The organism is Actinomadura rugatobispora, assembly GCF_055379765.1.
Window position 1 is genome coordinate 6,014,737 of record NZ_AP029191.1, and the last position, 22,660, is coordinate 6,037,396.

Annotated in this window: 13 protein-coding genes; 10 read left to right on the plus strand and 3 right to left on the minus strand. The window is 70.8% G+C overall.

Annotated elements, in window-relative coordinates; all coding sequences use genetic code 11:
- The first annotated feature begins 9 nt into the window (after nt 1-9).
- The 9 genes from ACZ466_RS26990 (at nt 10) to ACZ466_RS27030 (ending at nt 15,195) form a co-directional block, all read left to right on the plus strand.
- Entirely contained in the window at nt 10-1,269 is a 1,260-nt protein-coding gene (locus ACZ466_RS26990; RefSeq protein ID WP_378293052.1) for an MCE family protein, read from the plus strand.
- Nucleotides 1,266-2,633, plus strand: coding sequence for an MCE family protein (locus ACZ466_RS26995; RefSeq protein WP_378293050.1), 1,368 nt, complete (start codon nt 1,266-1,268; stop codon nt 2,631-2,633). Before ACZ466_RS26990 ends, ACZ466_RS26995 begins: the two co-directional genes overlap by 4 nt.
- The gene (locus tag ACZ466_RS27000) at nt 2,630-4,114 is read left to right on the plus strand and encodes an MCE family protein (protein ID WP_378293048.1); all 1,485 of its coding nucleotides are present in this window, start codon (nt 2,630-2,632) and stop codon (nt 4,112-4,114) included. The genes ACZ466_RS26995 and ACZ466_RS27000 overlap by 4 nt, the downstream gene beginning before the upstream one ends.
- 17 nt (nt 4,115-4,131) lie before the next feature.
- Nucleotides 4,132-4,629, plus strand: a complete 498-nt coding sequence (locus ACZ466_RS27005) for a hypothetical protein (protein WP_378293046.1) — start codon at nt 4,132-4,134, stop codon at nt 4,627-4,629.
- Nucleotides 4,626-5,528, plus strand: coding sequence for a hypothetical protein (locus ACZ466_RS27010; protein ID WP_378293044.1), 903 nt, complete (start codon nt 4,626-4,628; stop codon nt 5,526-5,528). Before ACZ466_RS27005 ends, ACZ466_RS27010 begins: the two co-directional genes overlap by 4 nt.
- A gap of 578 nt (nt 5,529-6,106) precedes the next feature.
- Nucleotides 6,107-9,571 carry a DNA-directed RNA polymerase subunit beta gene (gene rpoB, locus ACZ466_RS27015; RefSeq protein ID WP_464043983.1) on the plus strand — a complete coding sequence of 1,155 codons (3,465 nt, stop codon included), beginning with the start codon at nt 6,107-6,109 and terminating at the stop codon, nt 9,569-9,571.
- Nucleotides 9,572-9,592: 21 nt separating this feature from the next.
- Nucleotides 9,593-13,465, plus strand: a complete 3,873-nt coding sequence (locus ACZ466_RS27020) for a DNA-directed RNA polymerase subunit beta' (RefSeq protein ID WP_464043984.1) — start codon at nt 9,593-9,595, stop codon at nt 13,463-13,465.
- Between the two features lie 362 nt (nt 13,466-13,827).
- Nucleotides 13,828-14,064, plus strand: coding sequence for a hypothetical protein (locus ACZ466_RS27025; RefSeq protein ID WP_378292008.1), 237 nt, complete (start codon nt 13,828-13,830; stop codon nt 14,062-14,064).
- 150 nt (nt 14,065-14,214) lie between these two features.
- Nucleotides 14,215-15,195, plus strand: coding sequence for an aldo/keto reductase (locus tag ACZ466_RS27030; RefSeq protein WP_378292010.1), 981 nt, complete (start codon nt 14,215-14,217; stop codon nt 15,193-15,195).
- A gap of 66 nt (nt 15,196-15,261) precedes the next feature.
- Here the strand turns inward: ACZ466_RS27030 and ACZ466_RS27035 are convergent, their stop codons facing one another.
- The 3 genes from ACZ466_RS27035 to ACZ466_RS27045 are packed head-to-tail and all read right to left on the minus strand — an operon-like array spanning nt 15,262 to nt 20,656.
- Complete coding sequence (locus tag ACZ466_RS27035) at nt 15,262-19,014, minus strand: Ig-like domain repeat protein (RefSeq protein ID WP_378292012.1); 3,753 nt, start codon at nt 19,012-19,014, stop codon at nt 15,262-15,264.
- The gene (locus ACZ466_RS27040) at nt 19,011-19,823 is read right to left on the minus strand and encodes a HoxN/HupN/NixA family nickel/cobalt transporter (RefSeq protein WP_378292014.1); all 813 of its coding nucleotides are present in this window, start codon (nt 19,821-19,823) and stop codon (nt 19,011-19,013) included. The genes ACZ466_RS27035 and ACZ466_RS27040 overlap by 4 nt, the downstream gene beginning before the upstream one ends.
- Complete coding sequence (locus ACZ466_RS27045; protein ID WP_378292016.1) at nt 19,820-20,656, minus strand: hypothetical protein; 837 nt, start codon at nt 20,654-20,656, stop codon at nt 19,820-19,822. The genes ACZ466_RS27040 and ACZ466_RS27045 overlap by 4 nt, the downstream gene beginning before the upstream one ends.
- Nucleotides 20,657-20,985: 329 nt before the next feature.
- Here ACZ466_RS27045 and ACZ466_RS27050 point away from each other — a divergent pair, with 329 nt between their 5' ends.
- Nucleotides 20,986-22,626: a hypothetical protein gene (locus ACZ466_RS27050; protein ID WP_378292018.1), complete on the plus strand. Its 1,641-nt coding sequence runs from the start codon at nt 20,986-20,988 to the stop codon at nt 22,624-22,626.
- The last annotated feature ends 34 nt before the right edge of the window (nt 22,627-22,660 follow it).

Here is a 22,660-nt window from a genome sequence, read left to right on the forward strand (position 1 = left end):
CAGGCAGGTATGGTCCTCCGGCTGGGCGGCGCGATCCTGGCGGTCGCCCTGCTGGCGGCCGCGCTCGTGCTGCTGCTGCGGGAGCCGGAGCAGCGCCGCATGACGGCGTACTTCACCAAGGCCGTCGGCCTGTATCCGGGCGCGGACGTGCGCGTCCTCGGCCTCCCGGTCGGCAAGGTCACCGAGGTCACCCCGGTCGGCGGCGCCGTGCGGGTGAGCCTGGAGTACGACGCCGAGTACAAGGTCCCCGCCAACGCCCAGGCCGTGATCGTCAACCAGACGCTGGTGGCCGACCGCTACATCCAGCTCACCCCGGTCTACAAGGGCGGGCCGGTCATGCCCGACCGGCAGACCCTGGCGGTCAACCGCACCGCCGTACCGGTCGAGGTGGACGAGGTCGGCAAGGGCCTCAACGACCTCAGCCGGGCCCTGGGCCCCGAGGGCGCCAACCAGCCCGGCCCGGGCGGCCAGGACGGCGCGCTGTCGCGGCTGCTGCAGGTCGGCGCCGACACCCTCCAGGGGCAGGGCACCGACATCCGGCAGACGATCGCCGACACCTCCAAGATGCTCAGCACCCTCAGCGCCGACCGGCACGACGTGGCCAAGACGATCGAGAACCTGCGGATCATCACCGCCACGATGAAGGCCAACGACCAGCAGATCCGGCGGTTCAGCGGCAACCTCAACGGGGTGTCGGCGCAGCTGGCGGGGGAGAAGGAGGAGCTGAGCGCCGCGCTCAACACCCTCGGCCCCACGCTGCGCAACGTCCAGCGGTTCATCAAGGACAACCGCGGCCAGCTGTCCGACAACGTCCGGCAGCTCGCGCAGATCACCGGTGTGCTGGTGAAGGAGAAGGACGCCCTCGCCGAGGTCCTGGAGACCGCGCCGACGGGCATCGCCAACCTGGCGAGGGCCTACGACCCGATCAGCGGCACCATCCACAACCGGGCCGACCTGCGGCAGTTCCACGACCTGGCGGACTGGGTCTGCTCGCTGGCCTACTCGGTCGGCACCCCGGCCAAGCAGTGCCTGGACTTCGTCACCCCGGTCAACGGGATCGGCAAGGTGCTGACCGGGCTGAGCCTGGACCTGTCCTGGATCACCGCGCTGACCACGCACTACGACCCCGAGCCGATCCCGCCGGACGCCTACGGGCCGGGCGGGAAGAGCGGCAACGGCGGCGCCAAGGCCCAGCCGCGGTCGCAGTCCAGGCCGCAGACCACCAAGCCCAGGGACATCAGCGCGCTGCTCCCCGGAGGTGGCCAGTGACATCCCCCTCGAACCGTTCGCGCCGCCGTCCGGCAGGGCGCCTGGGACGGGTCGGCGCGGTCGCGCTGGCCGGGGTGACGGCCCTGTCGGGCTGCTCGTTCCGCGGCGTCGACTCGCTGCCGCTGCCCGGCGGCCCCGACCTCGGCGGGAACCCCAAGACGATCAAGGTCGAGTTCGGCAACGTGCTGGACCTGGTGCCGCAGTCGGTGGTCAAGGTCAACGACGTCTCGGTCGGCAAGGTCGACCGGATCGAGCTGGCCGGCGGGCAGAGCGGCTGGCACGCCGTGGTCACCCTGAAGGTGCGCGACGACACCCGGCTGCCCGACAACGCCGTCGCCACCATCGGCCAGACCAGCCTGCTGGGCGAGAAGTTCGTCGCGCTGGCCAACCCGCCCGGCGAGCAGCCCCGCGGCGAGCTGACCTCCGGCGACCTGATCCCGCTGGCCCGCACCACCCGCAGCACCGAGATCGAAGAGGTGCTGTCGGCGATGTCGATGCTGCTCAACGGCGGCGGCCTGGAGCAGGTCTCCACGATCACCCGCGAGCTCAACACCGCGATGGGCGGCCGCACCTCGACGATCAAGTCGGTGCTGCAGCGGGTGAACACGTTCGTGGGCACCCTGGACCGCAACCGCGGCGAGATCACCCGGGCCATCGACAGCATCGACCGGCTGACCGGCAAGCTGTCGGCCGAGCGGCGCACCATCGCCGACACCATCGACAAGACCGGCCCGGCGCTGACCGTGCTCAACCGCAACCGGGCCGACCTGACCAAGATGCTGCGGGCGCTGGAGCGGCTCAGCCGCACCACCACCGACGTCATCACCAAGTCCAGGACGGAGCTGCTGGCCAACCTCAAGGACCTCGACACGATCCTGCGCAACCTCAACAAGGCCGGCGCGGATCTGCCCAAGGCCCTGGACGGCATGCTGACCTACCCGTTCCCGTCCACGTTCGGCAACGTGATCAAGGGCGACTACGGCAACGTGCGGCTCACCCTCGACCTGGACCTGGAGAACGTCGCCCAGAACCTGTTCGGCGGGACCGCGCTGGAAGGGCTGCTGGGCGACGGGCAGCAGATGCGCAACATGCTCACCGTCCCGAACGTGACGCTGCCGGAGACGCCGCTGGGCGTGCTGCCGGAGATGCCCGGCGGCGCGGGAGGCACCGGCGGGACGGGCAACGGCGGCGGCCTGCCGGGCCTGCCCGGCGCCGGCGACGGCGGCCTCCCCGGCCTCAACGGCACCCAGAACGGCACGGGCGGGACCGGCGGCACCGGGAACGGCGGCAACCGGCCGCGATCCCTGGCCCCGCCACCCGGCTCCAACGATCTCCAGACGCTGATGACAGGGGGGCTGTCGTGATCCTCAAGCGCGGCGTCAAGCTCCAGCTGATCGTGTTCGCCCTCATCACGGTCATCGGCGTCACGGTCGTCTCGGTGAACTACATCGGCGTGGGCCGCGGCCTGCTCGGCCGCCAGTACACCGCCTACGTGGACCTCAGCGACTCCGGCGGGGTCTTCACCAACGCCGAGGTGACCTACCGCGGCGTGCCCGTCGGACGGGTCGGCCCGATCCGGCTCACGTCCAACGGCATCAAGGTCGAGCTGCGACTGGAGCGGGGCCGGCGGATCCCGCGCGAGGGCACCGCGGCCGTCGTCGCCAACCGGTCCGCGGTCGGCGAGCAGTACATCGACCTGCAGCCCGCCAAGGCCGGCGGGCCGTACCTGGACCAGGGCGAGCCGTACACCATCCCGCGGCATCTCACCAAGCTCCCGGTGTCCACCGCCGAGCTGCTGCGCAACGTCGACAAGCTCGTCTCGTCGGTGAACCCGCGGCAGCTGGGCACCATCGTGGACGAGCTCGACCGGGCGTTCTCCGGCTCGGCCTCCGACCTGCAGGCGATCCTGGACGACACCGACCGGATCATCCAGACCGCCGACCAGGCCTACCCCGACACCAAGCGGCTGCTGGACGACGGCGCCGTCGTGCTGAACACCCAGCGCTCCCAGGCCGCCAACATCCGCGGCTTCGCCCGCAACCTGAACGAGCTGACCACCCAGCTGCGCCGGGACGACCCGGCGCTGCGCCAGACGATCGACGCGATCCCCGGCACGGTCTCCCAGCTCGACAAGACCATCGACGGGCTGGCGCCGACGCTGCCGGTGCTGCTGGCCAACCTCACCACGACGGGCCAGATCATCGCCTCCCGCCAGGCGGGGCTGCGCTCGCTGTTCATCCTCTACCCGCTCACGCTGGGCGGCGCGTTCACCGTGACCCCCGGCGACGGCACCCAGCACCTGGGCCTGGCGCTCAACATCGACTCGCCGCCCCCGTGCACCAAGGGCTTCCGTCCCAAGGACGACTGGCGCTGGCCGCAGCGCACCGAGAAGAAGACGCCGGACCTCAACCGCAGCTGCACCGAGCCCAAGGACTCCGGCAACGTCGTCCGCGGCTCCCGCAACTACCCCAAGGACGCGAACGTGCCGCCGCCCGCCGTGCCGCCGGGCGCCACCGACGGCGCCGGCTTCCCCGCGGGCGGGGCGTACGGCGACGGCTCGGGCACCTCGTCCGACAAGGGCGCGAAGGGACCGCGCGCGCAGGCGCCGAGCGACGGCGGGCAGGGCTCGACGCTGTCGGGGCAGCAGGTCACGCTGCAGTCCGGCAACAGCGTCTACATTCCCTTCCCCGCCAAATCGGTGGAACTGGCCGGGTACGATCCGTCGACCGGCTGGGTCTACGGGCCGGACGGCAAGCGCTACCGGATGGGCGCCACCGGCAGCCAGCAGCGCCTGCTGGGTGACGCCTCGTGGAAGATGCTCCTACTCGACCCGCTCATGCGGTGAAGGGAAACGGCGCGATAGTGAAGTCGGACGCGAACCCCCGCGGCCGGATCGGGGTGTGGACGCTGGGCGTCGTGATCGCCGCGCTGGCGGTGGTCGCGGGCCTGCTGGGCAGGGAGATCTGGTCGGCCCAGCGGGACGAGGACCGCAGGGCCGCCGCGCTGCAGTCCGCCAAGCAGACCGCGATCAACATGCAGACGCTCGACCACCGGAACCTGCAGAAGGACATCGACCGGGTCACCGGCGGGATGACCGGCACCGCCAAGGACCAGTGGGCCACGCTGGCCAAGACGCTCGCCGACACGGTCAGCAAGACCAGGACCGCCTCGTCGGTGCAGACGGCGCGGGCCGGCCTGGTCTCCATGGACCGCGACTCCGCCGAGGTCATCGTCTGGGTGTCGGCGATCTCCACGAACGAGAAGGTGCCGCAGGGCATGCCGATGACGGGCCGCTGGGACTTCGAGCTGACCCGTGACGGCGATCGCTGGCTCGTCTCCAAGCTGGGGGTGGTTCCGTGACGTCCCGCGACACCGAGACCGAGGTCGAGAGCGCCGAGCGGCGCGCGGCCGAGGCGAAGGAGAAGGCCCGCCGGGCCGCCGAGCTGGCCGAACTGGCCGAGCAGGCGGCCAGGGAGGCGGCCGAGGCCGCCGCCGCGCTGGAGGCCGGGGAGAAGGCCGCAGCGGACGAGGCCGCCGAGGCCGCCGAGGCCGTCGACAAGGACGAGGCCGAAGCGGGCGCGGAGGCGGACGATAAGGCCGCCGAGGAGGAGACCGAGCCGGTCGTCTCCGGCGCGGCCGCCAAGCCCGACCTGGTCAAGCCCGAACCCGAGGCCGGGACCACGACCGAGAGCGAGCCCGAGCCCAAGATCAAGGCCAAGATCAAGGACACGGACGGCGAGAAGAGGCGGCGGCGCGTCCGCGTCCCGCTGCCCGCCGGGGGCTCGCGCAGGCTCGTGGTGCTCGGCCTGGTGGCCGTGCTGGGCGCGGCCGGCGTGGGCTGGCTGTGGACGAAGAAGTCCCAGCTGGACGCCACGGAGACCGCGACCAGGCAGGCGACCTACGCGGCGACGCAGGCGGCCCAGAGCATCTCGTCCTACGACTACCGCACGGTCGACTCGGACATGCGCAAGGCCACCGCGTACGCGACGGGCGACTTCCGCAAGCAGTTCGAGACGCAGGCCGAGCGGGTGCGGACGCTGGCGCCGCAGCAGCAGGCGATGGTCACCGGCACCGCGGTGAAGACGGCCGTCGAGGACATCTCGCCCGACTCCGGGACGGTCCTGGTGTTCCTCAACCAGCAGACCGTCAAGAACTCCGAGAAGGGCGAGGCGCAGCGGCTGCCGAGCCAGTTCACGCTCCGGCTGGCCATGACCAAGGTCGGCGAGCGCTGGCTGGTCTCCAAGGTCGAGGTCCTCTAGACGGCAGGGTCGGCCCCCGGACGGCGGGGGGTCTCCGTGGAGGCCCCCAGGAGGCTCTCAGGGGGCGTACGAGACGTCCGGGCGCCCGTCCTGGAACAAGGGGCGCCCGTCATGGCGTTCCATCCTTAGGTGAGCCCTCGAAGGGCCCCGTCCGGAGACCTTCCACAACCCCGTCCGACACGCCCGGCGACGGCGCCGGAATGTGCTGGAAGCACTGTGTGCAGGGGGTTCTGGAGGTTCGCCGGCGGGACCTGAGAGTGGCTACCTGCCGGTAGGTGGCCGGAATCCTAAACTATGGCCTTCCTCACTGCAGGTCAGAGCCCGAAAAGTCCAAGTCCGCTCTTGACTCGGCGGCGTTCAGAGGCGATGCTCCATGGCAACGTGATGCATACTTCGGCGCTAGAGTTGCGAGCGGTGTGGTAGTCGGCTACACTGCCCCTTTGCGCTGCCCTCTGACTATCCACGTGTGAGAGCACCCCTGTCGTGCCCCTTTTCGGGGCTCTTCGCCCGGGTCTCCCGCCTGGATCGTCTGGCGTGCGTGTCGTCAGTTACGCCGCGAGCCCTCGGAAGGACCACTCTTGGCAGCCTCGCGCAACGCCTCGAATACCGCAACCGGTCCGAACCGCGTCTCCTTCGCGCGCATCAAGGAGCCGCTCGAAGTCCCGGACCTCCTTGCGCTGCAGACCAACTCCTTTGACTGGCTGCTGGGCAACGAGAGGTGGAAGTCCCGGGTCGAGGCGGCCCAGAAGGCCGGAGACAAGGCCCCGACGCAGTCGGGTCTCGAAGAGATCTTCGAGGAGATCAGTCCCATCGAGGACTTCTCCGGGACCATGTCCCTGTCGTTCCGGGACCACCGGTTCGAGCCGCCCAAGTACTCCGTGGAGGAGTGCAAGGACAAGGACATGACCTTCTCCGCCCCGATGTTCGTCACGGCGGAGTTCATCAACAACACCACCGGTGAGATCAAGAGCCAGACGGTGTTCATGGGCGACTTCCCGCTCATGACGCCCAAGGGCACCTTCATCATCAACGGCACCGAGCGGGTCGTGGTCTCCCAGCTGGTCCGCTCGCCCGGTGTCTACTTCGACCGCGCCCTCGACAAGGCGTCCGACAAGGACATCTACGGCTGCAAGGTCATCCCGAGCCGCGGCGCCTGGCTCGAGTTCGAGATCGACAAGCGCGACAACGTGGGCGTCCGGATCGACCGCAAGCGCAAGCAGCCGGTGACGGTGCTGCTGAAGGCGCTGGGGTGGACCGAGGAGCGCATCCGCGAGCGGTTCGGCGGCTATGAGTCGATCAATGTGACCCTGGAGAAGGACCACACCTCCGGGCAGGACGACGCGCTGCTGGACATCTACCGCAAGCTGCGTCCGGGCGAGCCGCCGACCAAGGAGTCGGCGCAGACCCTGCTGGAGAACCTGTACTTCAACCCCAAGCGCTACGACATGGCCAAGGTCGGGCGTTACAAGGTGAACAAGAAGCTCGGTCTGGACCTGGACATGAACCAGGGCACGATGACCGAGGACGACGTCGTCGCCACCATCGAGTACCTGGTCCGGCTGCACGCCGGTGAGGAAGAGGGCACGCTCGGCGCGGTGTCGGTGCCCATCGAGGTGGACGACATCGACCACTTCGGCAACCGGCGGCTGCGCACGGTCGGCGAGCTGATCCAGAACCAGGTCCGGCTGGGCCTGGCCCGGATGGAGCGCGTGGTCCGGGAGCGGATGACCACCCAGGACGTCGAGGCGATCACGCCGCAGACCCTGATCAACATCCGGCCGGTCGTGGCCTCCATCAAGGAGTTCTTCGGCACCAGCCAGCTGTCCCAGTTCATGGACCAGACCAACCCCCTGGCCGGGCTGACCCACAAGCGGCGGCTGTCGGCGCTGGGTCCGGGCGGTCTGTCGCGTGAGCGGGCGGGCATGGAGGTCCGTGACGTCCACCCCTCGCACTACGGGCGGATGTGCCCGATCGAGACGCCGGAAGGCCCCAACATCGGCCTGATCGGGTCGCTGGCGGCGTTCGGGCGGGTGAACCCCTTCGGCTTCGTCGAGACCCCCTACCGCAAGGTCGAGGACGGCGTCGTCACCGAGCAGATCGACTACCTCACCGCCGACGAGGAGGACCGCTACGTCATCGCGCAGGCCAACTCGGCGCTGAACGACGACGGCTCGTTCGCCGAGTCCAAGGTCCTGATCCGCAAGAAGGGCGGCGAGGTCGAGCTGGTGGGCCCGCGCGAGGTCCAGTACATGGACGTCTCGGCGCGGCAGATGACCTCGGTCGCCACCGCGATGATCCCGTTCCTGGAGCACGACGACGCCAACCGGGCGCTGATGGGCTCCAACATGCAGCGCCAGTCGGTGCCGCTGCTGCGCAGCGAGTCGCCGCTGGTGGGCACCGGCATGGAGTACCGCGCCGCGGTCGACGCCGGTGACGTCATCGTGGCCGAGAAGGCCGGCGTGGTCGAGGAGGTCTCCGCCGACTACGTGACCGTGATGAACGATGACGGCACCCGCACCACCTACCGGGTCGCCAAGTTCAAGCGGTCCAACCAGGGCACCTGCTTCAACCAGAAGCCCATCGTGGACGAGGGCGCCCGGGTCGAGGTGGGCCAGGTCGTGGCCGACGGGCCGTGCACCGACCAGGGCGAGATGGCGCTGGGCAAGAACCTGCTGGTGGCGTTCATGCCGTGGGAGGGTCACAACTACGAGGACGCCATCATCCTCTCCCAGCGGCTGGTGCAGGACGATGTCCTGTCCTCGATCCACATCGAGGAGCACGAGGTCGACGCCCGTGACACCAAGCTGGGGCCCGAGGAGATCACCCGGGACATCCCGAACGTGTCGGAGGAGGTGCTGGCCGATCTCGACGAGCGCGGGATCATCCGGATCGGCGCCGACGTGGTGCCCGGGGACATCCTGGTGGGCAAGGTCACGCCGAAGGGTGAGACCGAGCTGACGCCCGAGGAGCGGCTGCTGCGGGCGATCTTCGGTGAGAAGGCGCGCGAGGTGCGCGACACCTCGCTGAAGGTGCCGCACGGTGAGCAGGGCAAGGTCATCGGTGTCCGGGTGTTCTCCCGGGACGAGGGCGACGAGCTGCCGCCGGGCGTCAACGAGCTGGTCCGGGTGTACGTGGCGCAGAAGCGCAAGATCACCGACGGGGACAAGCTGGCGGGCCGGCACGGCAACAAGGGCGTCATCTCCAAGGTGCTGCCGGTCGAGGACATGCCGTTCCTGGAGGACGGCACCCCGGTCGACATCGTCCTGAACCCGCTGGGCGTGCCCGGCCGGATGAACGTCGGCCAGGTCCTGGAGACCCACCTGGGGTGGGTGGCCAGCCGCGGCTGGAAGGTCGAGGGCGACGACGCCGACTGGAAGCGGGCCCTGCAGGCGATCGGCGCCGACGAGGCCGAGCCGTGGACCAACACCGCGACCCCGGTGTTCGACGGCGCCCGCGAGGACGACGTCACCGGCCTGATCGCCAGCACCCTGCCCAACCGGGACGGCCAGCGCCTGGTCGGCCCCGGCGGCAAGGCCCGGATGTTCGACGGGCGCACCGGCGAGCCGTACAAGGACCCGATCTCGGTCGGCTACATCTACATCCTCAAGCTGCTCCACCTGGTCGACGACAAGATCCACGCGCGGTCGACCGGCCCGTACTCCATGATCACCCAGCAGCCGCTCGGGGGTAAGGCCCAGTTCGGCGGGCAGCGGTTCGGTGAGATGGAGGTCTGGGCGCTGGAGGCCTACGGCGCCGCCTACGCGCTCCAGGAGCTGCTGACCATCAAGTCCGACGACGTGCTCGGCCGCGTGAAGGTCTACGAGGCCATCGTCAAGGGCGAGAACATCCCCGAGCCCGGCATTCCCGAGTCCTTCAAGGTGCTCATCAAGGAGATGCAGTCGCTGTGCCTCAACGTCGAGGTGCTCTCCAGCGACGGCATGTCCATCGAGATGCGCGACACCGACGAGGACGTCTTCCGCGCCGCGGAGGAGCTCGGCATCGACCTGTCCCGGCGTGAGCCGAGCAGTGTCGAAGAGGTCTGATCAACTCAAGGGGAAAAACAGTTGCTTGACGTCAACTTCTTCGACGAGCTTCGCATCGGTCTGGCGACCGCCGACGACATCCGCCAGTGGTCGCACGGCGAGGTGAAGAAGCCCGAGACGATCAACTACCGGACCCTCAAGCCGGAGAAGGACGGGCTCTTCTGCGAGAAGATCTTCGGTCCGACCCGGGACTGGGAGTGCTACTGCGGCAAGTACAAGCGCGTCCGCTTCAAGGGCATCATCTGTGAGCGCTGCGGCGTCGAGGTGACCCGGGCCAAGGTGCGGCGTGAGCGGATGGGCCACATCGAGCTGGCCGCCCCGGTCACCCACATCTGGTACTTCAAGGGCGTGCCGTCGCGGCTCGGCTACCTCCTGGACCTGGCCCCGAAGGATCTCGAGAAGATCATCTACTTCGCGGCGTACATGATCACCAGCGTGGACGGGGAGCGGCGCGACCGCGACCTGCCCACGCTGGAGGCGCACATCTCGGTGGAGCGCCAGCAGATCGAGCAGGCCCGCGACGCCGCGGTCGAGGGCCGCCAGCAGAAGCTGGAGGCCGACCTGGCGGAGCTGGAGGAGGCCGGCGCCAAGGCCGACCAGAAGCGCAAGATCCGCGACGGTGCCGAGCGCGAGATGAAGCAGCTCCGCGACCGGGCCCAGCGCGAGCTGGACCGGCTCGACGAGGTCTGGAGCCGCTTCAAGAACCTCAAGGTCCAGGACCTTGAGGGCGACGAGCTCCTCTACCGCGAGATGCGCGACCGCTTCGGCAAGTACTTCGAGGGCGGGATGGGCGCCGCCGCCATCCAGGCGCGCCTGCAGAACTTCGACCTCGAGGCCGAGGCCGAGAAGCTCCGCGACATCATCCGCACCGGCAAGGGCCAGAAGAAGGCCCGCGCCCTCAAGCGGCTCAAGGTCGTCTCGGCGTTCCTCAACACCCGCAACAGCCCGCTCGGCATGGTGCTGGACTGCATCCCGGTGATCCCGCCGGACCTGCGTCCGATGGTGCAGCTGGACGGTGGCCGCTTCGCGACCTCCGACCTGAACGACCTGTACCGCCGGGTCATCAACCGGAACAACCGGCTCAAGCGCCTGCTCGACCTGGGCGCGCCCGAGATCATCGTCAACAACGAGAAGCGGATGCTGCAGGAGGCCGTCGACGCGCTGTTCGACAACGGCCGCCGCGGCCGCCCGGTCACCGGGCCGGGCAACCGCCCGCTGAAGTCGCTGTCGGACATGCTCAAGGGCAAGCAGGGCCGGTTCCGGCAGAACCTGCTGGGCAAGCGCGTCGACTACTCCGGCCGTTCGGTCATCGTGGTCGGCCCGCAGCTGAAGCTGCACCAGTGCGGCCTGCCCAAGCAGATGGCGCTGGAGCTGTTCAAGCCGTTCGTGATGAAGCGGCTGGTCGACCTCAACCACGCGCAGAACATCAAGTCCGCCAAGCGCATGGTCGAGCGGGCCCGCCCGGTGGTGTGGGACGTCCTCGAAGAGGTCATCACCGAGCACCCCGTGCTGCTGAACCGCGCGCCGACCCTGCACCGGCTGGGCATCCAGGCGTTCGAGCCGCAGCTGGTCGAGGGCAAGGCCATCCAGATCCACCCGCTGGTCTGCACCGCGTTCAACGCCGACTTCGACGGCGACCAGATGGCGGTGCACCTGCCGCTGTCGGCGGAGGCGCAGGCCGAGGCGCGGATCCTGATGCTGTCCACCAACAACATCCTCAAGCCGTCGGACGGCAAGCCGGTCACCATGCCCACCCAGGACATGGTCATCGGGCTGTACTGGCTGACCACGCTCAAGGAGAGCGCCGAGGGCGAGGGCCGCGCGTTCGGCTCGGTCGCCGAGGCCGTCATGGCCTACGACCGGGGCGAGCTCGACCTGCAGGCCACCGTCCAGGTCCGGCTGAAGGACGTCCCGCCGCCGCGCGACTGGACGGCCCCCGAGGGCTACGAGCCCGGCCAGCCGTACCGGCTGGAGACCACCCTGGGCCGGGCGCTGTTCAACGAGACGCTGCCCGCCGACTTCCCCTTCGTGAACTACGAGGTCGGGAAGAAGCAGCTGTCGGCGATCGTGAACGAGCTGGCCGAGAGCTACCCCAAGGTGGAGGTCGCCAACGCGCTGGACGCCCTCAAGAGCACCGGTTTCCACTGGGCCACCCGGTCCGGGGTCACCATCTCGATCGAGGACGTCGTCGTCCCGCCGAACAAGGCCACCATCCTCGGCGACTACGAGCGCCAGGCCGACAAGGTCCAGCGCGAGTTCAACCGCGGCCTGATCACCGATGACGAGCGCAAGCAGGAGCTCATCGAGATCTGGAACAAGGCCACGGCCGAGGTCGCGGTCGACATGGAGAAGGCCTTCCCCCGGACCAACCCGGTCTGGATGATGGTCAACTCCGGCGCGCGCGGCAACCCGCTGCAGGTGCGGCAGATCGCCGGTATGCGCGGTCTGGTCTCCAACCCCAAGGGCGAGACCATCCCGCGGCCGATCAAGTCCTCGTTCCGCGAGGGCCTGTCGGTGGTCGAGTACTTCATCTCGACCCACGGCGCCCGGAAGGGCCTGGCCGACACCGCGCTCCGGACCGCCGACTCCGGGTACCTGACCCGGCGGCTGGTGGACGTGGCGCAGGACGTCATCGTCCGCGAGGAGGACTGCGGCACCGACCGCACCATCCCGTTCGAGGTCGCCGACCGGCTGCCGGACGGCACGCTGGTGAAGCCCGCGACCTCGGAGACCAGCCTGGTCGGGCGGACCATCGCCGAGGAGGTCGTGGTCGACGGGACGGTCATCTTCCCGGCCGACACCGACCTGTCCGACACGGTGGTGTCCCGCCTGGTCGAGGCGGGCGTCGACAAGGTGCGCACCCGCAGCGCCCTGGTCTGCGAGGCCAAGATCGGCGTCTGCGCGGCGTGCTACGGCCGCTCGCTGGCCACCGGCAAGCGGGTGGACGTCGGTGAGGCCGTCGGCATCATCGCGGCGCAGTCCATCGGTGAGCCCGGCACCCAGCTGACGATGCGTACCTTCCACACCGGCGGTGTGGCCGGCGGTGACATCACGCACGGTCTGCCGCGTGTGCAGGAGCTGTTCGAGGCCCGTATCCCCAAGGGCGTGGCCCCGATCAGCGAGGTGGCCGGCCGGGTCAAGATCGACGAGACGGAGAAGACCCGCAAGGTCGTCATCGTCCCGGACGACGGCTCGGAGGAGATCGCCTACCAGGTCCCGATGCGGTCGCGCCTCCTGGTCAAGGAGGGCGAGCGGGTCGTGGTCGGCCAGCAGCTCATCGCGGGTGCGATCAACCCGCACGAGGTGCTGCGGATCCTCGGCCCCCGCGCCGTGCAGCTCCACCTGGTCCAGGAGGTCCAGGAGGTCTACCGGTCGCAGGGTGTGTCGATCCACGACAAGCACATCGAGATCATCGTCCGCCAGATGCTGAAGCGGGTGAACATCCTCGAGTCGGGCGACACCGACCTGCTGCCCGGTGACCTGATCGAGCGGCCGATCTTCGAGGAGCGCAACCGCAACGTGGTGGCCGAGGGCGGGGTGCCCGCCGCGGGCCGCCCGGTCCTGATGGGCATCACCAAGGCCTCGCTGGCCACCGAGTCGTGGCTGTCGGCGGCGTCCTTCCAGGAGACCACCCGGGTCCTCACCGAGGCGGCCATGCACGCCAAGAGCGACCCGCTGCTGGGCCTCAAGGAGAACGTCATCATCGGTAAGCTCATCCCGGCGGGTACCGGCATGCCGCAGTACCGCAACGTCCGGGTGGAGCCGACCGAGGAGGCCAAGGCCGCCGTCTACAGCGTCGGCTCGTACGACGACGGCGCCGAGTACGCCTTCGGCCAGGGCTCGGGCGAGGCCGTGCCGCTGGAGGAGTACGACTTCGGCCAGTACAACCGGTAAGCAGGCGGCACCCGCGAGGGTGAAGCGCACAGAGGCCCCTTCCGAGCCAGTCTCGGGAGGGGCCTCTCGCGTTTCCCGCGGCCCTGCGTCAGCGGCCCGCTCAGCGGGGCTCGGGAAGGTCGAGCACCTCCCGCGGCCTCCGATCGGTCATGTCGCCGCAGCATGCCACGCGCGGCCGACACTTGATCGCGGAAGCACCAGGGGAGTCCCGTGCGGCCGCCCTCCTGCGCGGGACCGGGGCCGTGACCTGGGCTTTCCATCCCTTTCTTTAGGCTTTGCAGCGTTTTGCCGCAGTGGGGCCGGGGACGAACGCTCTCGTTGGCTAATGTGCACGACGGGGGAGGAATCATATGAAAAAGGTCATGACCGGTGTTCTGATCGTCGCCGCCGTCGGGTTCGGCGGAGCGGGAGCGGCCTCCGCGCAGCCGTCCCAGCCGTCCCACGGGGGGAACGCGCGCCAGGACTGCCGCACCTACTCGAGCGTCACCGAGTGCGGCCACCCGCGGCTCGACCAGAAGCAGTGGGCGTGCGTGACCTGGTCGGTCGGGCACGGGATGACCGAACGACGAGCCGCCGTCGAGTGCCGCGCCTTCGAGTGAGCGGCCTCTCGCGCACGCAGGGGGCCGCGCACGCGTGAAGGGGTCCGTCCCGCCGGGGACGGGCCCCTTCGCCGTCCTCCGGGCGCGGTGACGGCGGTGTCGGAGATCATGGACTTCACGGGCCCGGCGGGGTCCGTCGTGAGGAGGGACATGGAGCAGATCAGGCTCGGCGGCACGGGGATGCGGGTCTCGCGTGTCTGCCTCGGGATGATGAGCTATGGGGACCCGAAGGACCGCGAGTGGTTCCTGGCGGAGGGCGACGCCGAGCCGATCGTCCGGAGCGCGGTGGACGCCGGCGTCACCTTCTTCGACACCGCCGACATGTACTCGGTCGGCCGGTCGGAGGAGATCACCGGACGGCTGCTGTCCCGCTTCTTCCGGCGCCGCGACGACTACGTCCTGGCCACCAAGGTCTACTTCCCGATGGGGGAGGGGCCCAACGACCGCGGCCTGTCCCGCAAGCACGTCCTGGCGGCCGTGGACGACTCGCTCCGGCGGCTCGGCACCGATTACGTGGATCTCTACCAGATCCACCGCTGGGACTACGAGACGCCCATCGAGGAGACGATGGAGGCGCTCAACGACATCGTGCGCGCGGGCAAGGCGCGCTACATCGGGGCCTCCAGCATGTTCGCCTGGCAGTTCGCCAAGGCGCAGCACATCGCCGAGGCCAACGGCTGGGCCAGGTTCGTCGCGATGCAGAACCACTACAGCCTGGCCTACCGGGAGGAGGAGCGGGAGATGATCCCGCTCTGCCTGGACCAGGGCGTGGGCGTCATCCCGTGGAGCCCGCTGGCGCGCGGGCTGCTGGCGGGTTCCCGGGGGCGCGGCGGCGAGCGCCGTACCGTACGGGCCAACAGCGACAAGATGGCCGACCAGCTCTACCAGGAGGACGACTTCGCCGTGGTCGACGCCGTCCAGGAGATCGCCGGCGAGCGCGGCGTGCCCATGGCGCAGGTGGCCCTGGCCTGGCTGCTGGGACGTCCCGGGGTCACGGCGCCCATCATCGGGGCGACCAAGCTCGGGCATGTGGAGGACGCGGCCGCCGCGGTAGGGCTGAAGCTGAGCGAGGAGGAGGTGGCGCGGCTGGAGGCCCCCTACCGGCCGCACCCGATCCTCGGCCACTCGTGAGTGAGACGGGCCGCCTCCCGTGTGGGGAGGCGGCCCGCATTGGACTCGATACGGATCGATCTACGGTCAGCGCACCCTGAGGGTCACGGTGTCGGTGTCCGGCCTGAAGTTGGCGTCACCGCCGTACTGGACGGTCACCTTGTGCCTGCCCTCACCCGGGTTCTGCGCGGGCGAGCAGGACGCGGCGCCGTCCTTGACGGTCGCGGTGCACAGCTCCGAGCCGTTCAGGCTGAAGATGACCTGGCCGCCCGCGAGCTTGTCCACCCCGGCCTTGAGCGTGATGGCCGAGCCGTTCACGACGGCGTCGCCGCGCAGATCGGCGTCGCCCTTGCCCACGGTCAGGGTGAGGTTCGCCGACGAGCCCGCGTACACCGAGTCCCCGCCGTAGTGCGCGGTCACCGGGTACGTCCCCGCGGGCAGGTCCGGCGGTGACGCGCATTCGGCCCTGCCGCCGGAGACCTCCGCCGCGCACAGCACCCTGTCGCCCGCCTTGAACTCCACGGTCCCGGTCGCGTCGCGCGGCAGCCCGCTCGCGCCGAGCCTCCCTTCCTCACCGAACTCGGTGTTCTCGTTCTTGGCCGCCGGCGTGGTCTTCGTCCGGGCCTTGCCCGTGGTGAACGACCACACCGGGGACGTGGCGCGGTACCCGTCGGCGTCGGTGGCCTCGGCGTACCAGCTGTAGCGCGTGTCCGGCTTCAGCTCGCCCGCCGGGACCTTCACCCGGGTCCCGGAGGCCATGTCCGCCGCGGAGCCCACCGTCGAGGACGTCAGCGCGGTGACGCCGACGTAGTCGGTGCTGACCTCCCGGGCAGGCGCCTTGATCTCGGACTTGACCGTGAAGTTCTCCAGGTCGCGGTCCCAGTAGTGGTCGCCGTCGCTCAGCACCGAGAACGTCTCGTTGCTGATCGTCTGCGCCTTGGTGTCGAACCCGACGGTGCGCATCCAGCCGCCGCCGGAGGTCGGGACCTCCTGGTAGTCGGCGAGCACCTCGACGATCGTGCGGTCGCCGTCGCGCTTGACGTTCAGCGCGACGCCGTGGACGTGACCCGACAGCACCAGGTCGACGTTCTTGTTGGGCAGCACGATCTCGTCGAAGATCTGCTGTCCGGGCCCGTAGTAGGCGCCGCCGACGGTGATGTACTGGTGGGTCGCGATCACCACGTTGTGCTCGGGATGCGCCTTGATCACCTTGTTGGCCCAGGCGATCTCCTCGGCCCCCAGGCTCCAGTCCAGGTACATGACCAGGTAGTCCGCGCCCGGGGTGGAGACGATGTCGTAGTGCTGGACGTTGTCGTCCACCGTGCCGCCGTACCACGGCCTGCCCTTGTAGCGCTGCTCGCCGAAGTGCGTCCGGTAGACCTCGTAGTGGCCGTTGCCGATGTCGTGGTTGCCGGGGACGATGCCGTACGGCAGGCCCGCGTCGTCCCAGGTCTTCATGATCCTGGACGCGTTCGCCCACTCCTGGCTGACCCCGGCGTGCTCCACGATGTCACCGGTGTGCACGCCGTAGCCGATGTTGCGCGCATGCCGGTTGGTGATCGCCCAGTCCACCATCTTCTGGTAGGTCTCGGGCTCCCGCTCGGAGTAGTGCTGGGTGTCGGTCATCCAGGCGAACACGGCGTCCTTCTCCGAGATCACCGACGCGGCGACGTCCTGCACCATCACGCGGGCCCTGCCGTCCCGGACGGTCTGCCCGATGTCGGCCTGGCCGCTGAGCGCGAGGTCGGCGCCGCCCTGCCCCTCGGCGAGGAGCTGCCACTTCTGCGTGCCGTAGTTCCACACCGACAGCGCGGCCCGTTGCCCGGCCGGGACCTTCCCGTTCCAGGACACGGTGTAGCGCTGCGCCGCCAGCCCGGGGGGCACCTCCATCTCGAACTGCTGGAACGGGTAGGCGCCGGTGCCCTTGGACGTGGTCACCTTGCCGTCCTTGGCCTTCAGCGCCTCGACCGCGGTGCCGTCCAGCGCGTCGCCGGCGGCGCGGCCCGGGACGGCGGCCGTCGACGACCCCTGCGTCGCGGTGCCGGTCCCCTCGGCGAAGTCGCCCTTGTACGCCCACTTCACGGCCACGTCGACCGGGTCGCCGGCGGGGTCGGCCACCTTCACGCCCAGCGTGGTGTCGCTGGGCGAGCGGTCGGTGGCCCCGTCGGCCGGGTCCGGGTCCGACGGCGTCAGCGGGTAGTTGCCGATCGTCTCGAACTTCACGGTCTTCTCGGTGGTGTTGCCGAGCTTGTCGACCGCCTTGGCGACCAGCGTGTGCGCGCCGTCCTTCAGCTCGTCGGCGGTGAACCGGGTGCCGTTGGCGACGGTCCTGCCGTCCAGGGTGATCTCGACCGACTCGACGGCGTGCGGGTCGCCGGCGGCGACGTCGACGACGAACGGCGCCTCCTTGTACCGCTTGCCCGCCTCGGGGCTCTTGACCGTCACCTCGGGGCCGGTGTTGTCCACGACCACCGACGCCGTGGCGGTGCGCCTGCTGCCCTCCTTCGAGGCGACGACCTTGTGCGTGCCGTCGGCGACCCCGCTGGAGTCCCAGTGCGCCACGTACTCGGTGCGGTAGGACGCCGGGACGTTCAGCGTGAACGCCTTGTAGTACGCCTTGGGCGTGATGTTGTCCCCGATGCGCAGGACCTCGTCCGGGGGCACCGACGGGTCGCGCAGGACCTGCCCGGCCCCGAACTCCAGCCGCGCGTCGCGGATCTGGAAGTCGTCGTTGTTGTTGGCGCCGCCCTCGTCGACCGGCGCCTGCGCGCTGCCCGTGCGGACCCAGACGGTGTTCTGGCCCTCCCGCAGCTTCGCCCACGGGACGGTCACCCTGGCCTCGGCGAAGTTCGTCACCGTGCCCAGCTTGGGCTCGGCCAGCAGCTCCCCGTTCAGCCAGATGCTGTTGCGGAAGCCGCCGGTCTGGTAGTCGTGGGCCTGGAAGACGAACTCGGGGTCGGGCGCGTCGCGCGACTCGACCGGCAGCTTCGCGTCGCCCACGCTGATCGACACCGGCCCGTCGCTGCCCGCGACGATCTCCCGCCCGCCGGCGACCACGTCGCCGTCGGCCAGGCTCATCGTCACCGGCGCGCTGTGGTCCACGTGGACCTCGGCGCGCGCCACCCGGGAGCCGTCCTTTGCCTTGGCGACCACCTCGTAGGTGCCGGCCTTGAGCGCCGCGGTGTCCCAGGTGTGGGTCTGCTGGGCGAGCAGCTGCTCGTCCGGCATCGCGATCGTCCAGTCCTGGTACCGGGTCATCCCGGCGCTGTCCCCGATCCTGAAGACCGTGCCCGGCGTCACCGCCGGGTCGGCCGCGCCGGTCCCGTCGTCGAAACCGAGCCGCATGTCACGGACCGAGAAGTCGTCGTTGTTGTTGACCGGGTCGTTGTTCATGGTGGTGCTGCCGGTCAGCACGCGGACGGTGTTGGCACCGGCCTTGAACGCCGTCGCAGGGACGCGCGCCGTCACCCGGCTGTAGCCGCCGGCGTTCACCGCCGGCTCGGCCACCTTGACGCCGTTGACCCAGATGCTGTTCTTGAAACCCGACCCGGCCTCGAAGCCGTCGGCGGCGAAGCTGACGGCGATCTTCGGGGCGGTGGTCGCGACCTCCTTGTCCTGCCCGTCGACGGTGAGGGACACCGGCTCGCGGTCCTGCCGGTCGGTCGCCGCCAGCACGACCTTCCCGGTGAGGATGTCCCCGTCCTCGACCGACAGCCAGATGCCGTTCTCGACGGCGCCCGTGGCCATGGCGGCCCCCGCCCCGCCCAGCGCGACGGCGAGCGCGGCCGTGACCGCGATCGGCGCCCGGAGTCTTCGCCACGTCCTGTGACGATGTCTCATCTCAGACCTTCCTGTATTCCGGCGAGATTCATCACCGCGGTAGCGGTGATCGCGCAACCGGCGAGCGTGATGCCGGTCGCGGCGACAAGGGGTGCCAGCCGTGCCGCGAGGCGGACGGCGGCGTGGGAGCGGGTCCGGCCGGCCCTGAGCACCAGGGCCCTGCCGTAGAGGGCGGCCAGGCCGGTGGCGAACAGCACCACGGCCATGCCGCAGCCGAAGATGACGACCAGTGCGAGCGCGAAGCCGGTGCGCCCGCTGAACAGCCCGGACAGCAGCACCAGGAACGCCGAGGGCGACGGCGTGAGCCCGCCGGACACGCCCAGCAGCACCAGCCCGGGCCGCCCGGGCCCCTCCTGCCCGTGTCCGTGCCCGTGGCCATGTCCGTGTCCGTGGCCATGTCCGTGTCCGTGGTCGTGCCGGTGGGCGCGGCCGGAGAGGTGGCGCCGCAGCAGCCACCCGCCGAGGACGACGACCATGACGCCGCCGGCCAGCTGCAGCCCGGCGGTGAGCTCCTCCATCCGGACCAGGTCCGAGAGGGACAGGAAGGTCCAGGCCACCGCGATGGCCAGCACGGAGACGGTGTGCATCACCGCGACGCTGAGGCCCAGGTACGCCGCGTCCCGGACGCGGCCGCGCGCGCCGATCAGGTAGGCGGCGGCCAGGCTCTTGCCGTGCCCGGGCCCGGCGGCGTGCGCGGCGCCGGCGACGAACGCGACCGCGAGCGCGGCCGGGGCGAAGCCGGGGGAGTCGACGAACGCGAGCAGCCGCTCGTGGAACGCCGCCCCGAAGTCGGGCAGATCGATGATCACGAGGCCGCGCGCCGTCCACCGGAGCGGCCCCGCCGGGCGCGCACCCGCCGGGTGCGGAGCACCACCGCTCCCGCCGCCGCGGCGGCCACGGCCGCCGCCACGGCGAGCCACGCGGCCGTGCCGGGCCCGGACGCGCCCGCCGCGGAACGATCCAAAGACCACGAGCGCGTCGCCGCGCTCCTGGTGTAGGTGTGCCGCTCGCCCTGCGCCGTGCTCGCCAGCGTCCGGTACGACGCGTGCAGGTCGGTGAGCATGGTCACGGTGATGTCGGCCGAGGCGACCGGCGCCGGGCAGGCGAACTCCAGCAGCGCGCCGTCGGTCGCGAGGTTCCCGGTCGAGGTCACCTTTCCGGGACAGTCCGTGCCCCTGACGCCCACCCGGATGTTGCGGAGCAGGTACTCCTTGAGCCTGGGCGACCCCGCGAGGGTGACCGCGTCGGACTCGTCCGACTCCTCCGGCACCAGCGCGCCGTCCTTGTAGACGTAGGTGCGCTTGCCGCCCAGGACGCGGAGCGCCAGCGCCAGGGCGGTCAGATCGTCGGCGGCGGCGCGCCAGCGCGCCCGTACCGTGGCGCCCTCGCGGCTGATCTGGAGCGTCTGCGGGTCGCCGAACGGGTGGGCCGCCCGCACCGCCGGGGCCGCCGGGGCCGCTGGGGCCGCGGCCGCGTGCGGCGCGGCGGGGAGCGGGGCCAGGGCCAGCAGGCCCGCCGATATGAGGCAGGTCACCGGCGCCCGCCACCGTGTACGCCGGTGGGGCGCGTGCGCGGCGTCCCGCGCGCCGCGTACGGTCGTCGCCGGGAGGGCTCTCGTCCGGTCCGCCTGATCTCCGTGCATGGCGACAAACCGTAGAAATCAGGAGGTTTCAGAACTTGGTGATCTTAAAGACGGGGTACGGCCACCAGGTGAACGTTCAAAGATCCGGGAACCCGCGGCCGGACCGGAGAACGCCCGCGTGTCCGGCGGGTTTTCCGTGCCGATGATTTGCGATACCACCGGCGATCGGGGCAGGCTTGGGGACGAAAGTCCCCAGCGTGGTGAGGCCACCACACCAGGGAACGGCACAGGTACTGGAGGCCGCGTTATGCGCCACGCGTCTCCGGGTGGACGGGCACGGGCCTGGGAGAGGGAAACGCCCAGGACAACGGCGCTGAAGGAGCCCGACGATGACCGATCAAGACGGCACGCAGGGTCCGCAGTGGCCGTTGCCTGACGACAAGGACACCCCGGCCGGCGAGCAGAAGCCGCAGCCGGAACAGAACGAGCCGCCCGCGCGGCCGCTCGGAGACCGCACGGTGATCTTCGGGGCGCCCCAGCTGGGGGGCCAGCAGCCGCCCGCGCCGCCCGCGCCCGCCGCGCAGCCGCCGCATCCCCCGCAGGCACCGCCGCGCGAGGAGCGGTCCACGCCGCCTCCCCCTCCGCCCACGATGATCGAGCCGATCCAGGTGCCGCGGCCCGAGCCGGAGGGGCCGCCGCAGCCGCCCCAGCCGCCCTTCGGGGCTCCGCAGGAGCCGCAGCAGTACGGACAGCCTCCCGCCCCCGCTCCCGGCGGGTACGGGCAGCCTCAGCAGCCCTACGAGCAGCAGCCCTACGGCCAGCAGCCGTATGAGCAGCAGCAGCAGCCGTACGAGCAGCAGCCGTACGGTCAGGCCCCCCAGCCTCCCCAGGCCCCGCAGGGCGTGCCTCAGGAGCCGCAGCAGGGCTTCGGCGCTCCTCCGGTGACCCCGACCTTCGACCAGCCGACGACCTTCGACCAGCCGCAGGCCCCCGGCTACGGCCAGCCGCCCTTCCCGGGTGCGGGCCAGCCGCAGGGCGCTCCCGAGTCGGGCCCGCAGGCCGGCCAGCTGCCGCAGCAGTCGGCCGAGTCCGAGGCGGCCACCGACCGCACGCTGATCGTCCCGGGTCCGGGCACCGGCGCCCCGGCGGCCGACCAGCAGCAGCCCCCGGCCCGGCCGCCCATCGACGACCAGGCGACGCTGCACTGGTCGCCGGGCACCGACATCCCGGTCGCGACGGGCCCCGAGCGCAAGCAGCCGTCCGAGGCGCCGCCCGAGCCGTGGCAGGCGCCGACGCCGCCGTCCACGCCCGAGCCGTGGCAGGGCGAGCCCCAGGGCCAGGGCGGCGCGCAGCAGGGGCCGGGCGACCACGACCGCACGCTGATGGTGCCGCCGCCCGACTCGGGCTTCGGCGCCGCCCCGTCCGGCCAGGAGCCCCCCGCCTTCGGCCAGGAGCCCCCGGCGTTCGGCGCCCCGGCGCAGGCCGGCGGCCAGGGTGAGGACGCGCAGTCGACGCAGGCGTTCGACCCCTCGTCCCAGGGCCAGGGGCCGCTGGGCGGCGACGCCCCGGCCAACGCCGACCAGACCCGCATGGACATCGGCCAGCAGGGGTGGGGACAGCACGGCCAGCAGGCCCAGCAGGGTTACGGCCAGCAGGGCCAGCAGAGCCAGCCGGGGCAGCAGCAGGGCTACGGCCAGCAGCCCTACGGTCAGCAGGGCTACGGCCAGCCCGGGCAGCAGCAGGGCCAGCAGGGGTACGGCCAGCAGCAGTACGGCCAGCCGGGCGAGCAGCAGCAGGGCCAGCAGGCCCAGTACGGCCAGCAGCCCCAGCAGCAGGGGCAGTACGGCCAGCAGCAGCCGCAGCAGCAGGGACAGTACGGCCAGCAGTACGGCCAGCCCACCACCTACGGCGGCGCCGAGGGCGGCTCCGGCAAGGGCGGCGGCGGCAGCAAGAACCTGCTCCTGATCGTCGGCGGCGTGGTGGCCGTGCTGGTCATCCTCGCCGTCGTCTATTTCGCCTTCCTCCGCTAGGGAAGGTCAAAAACTCGGCCAGATCTTCCCCAAC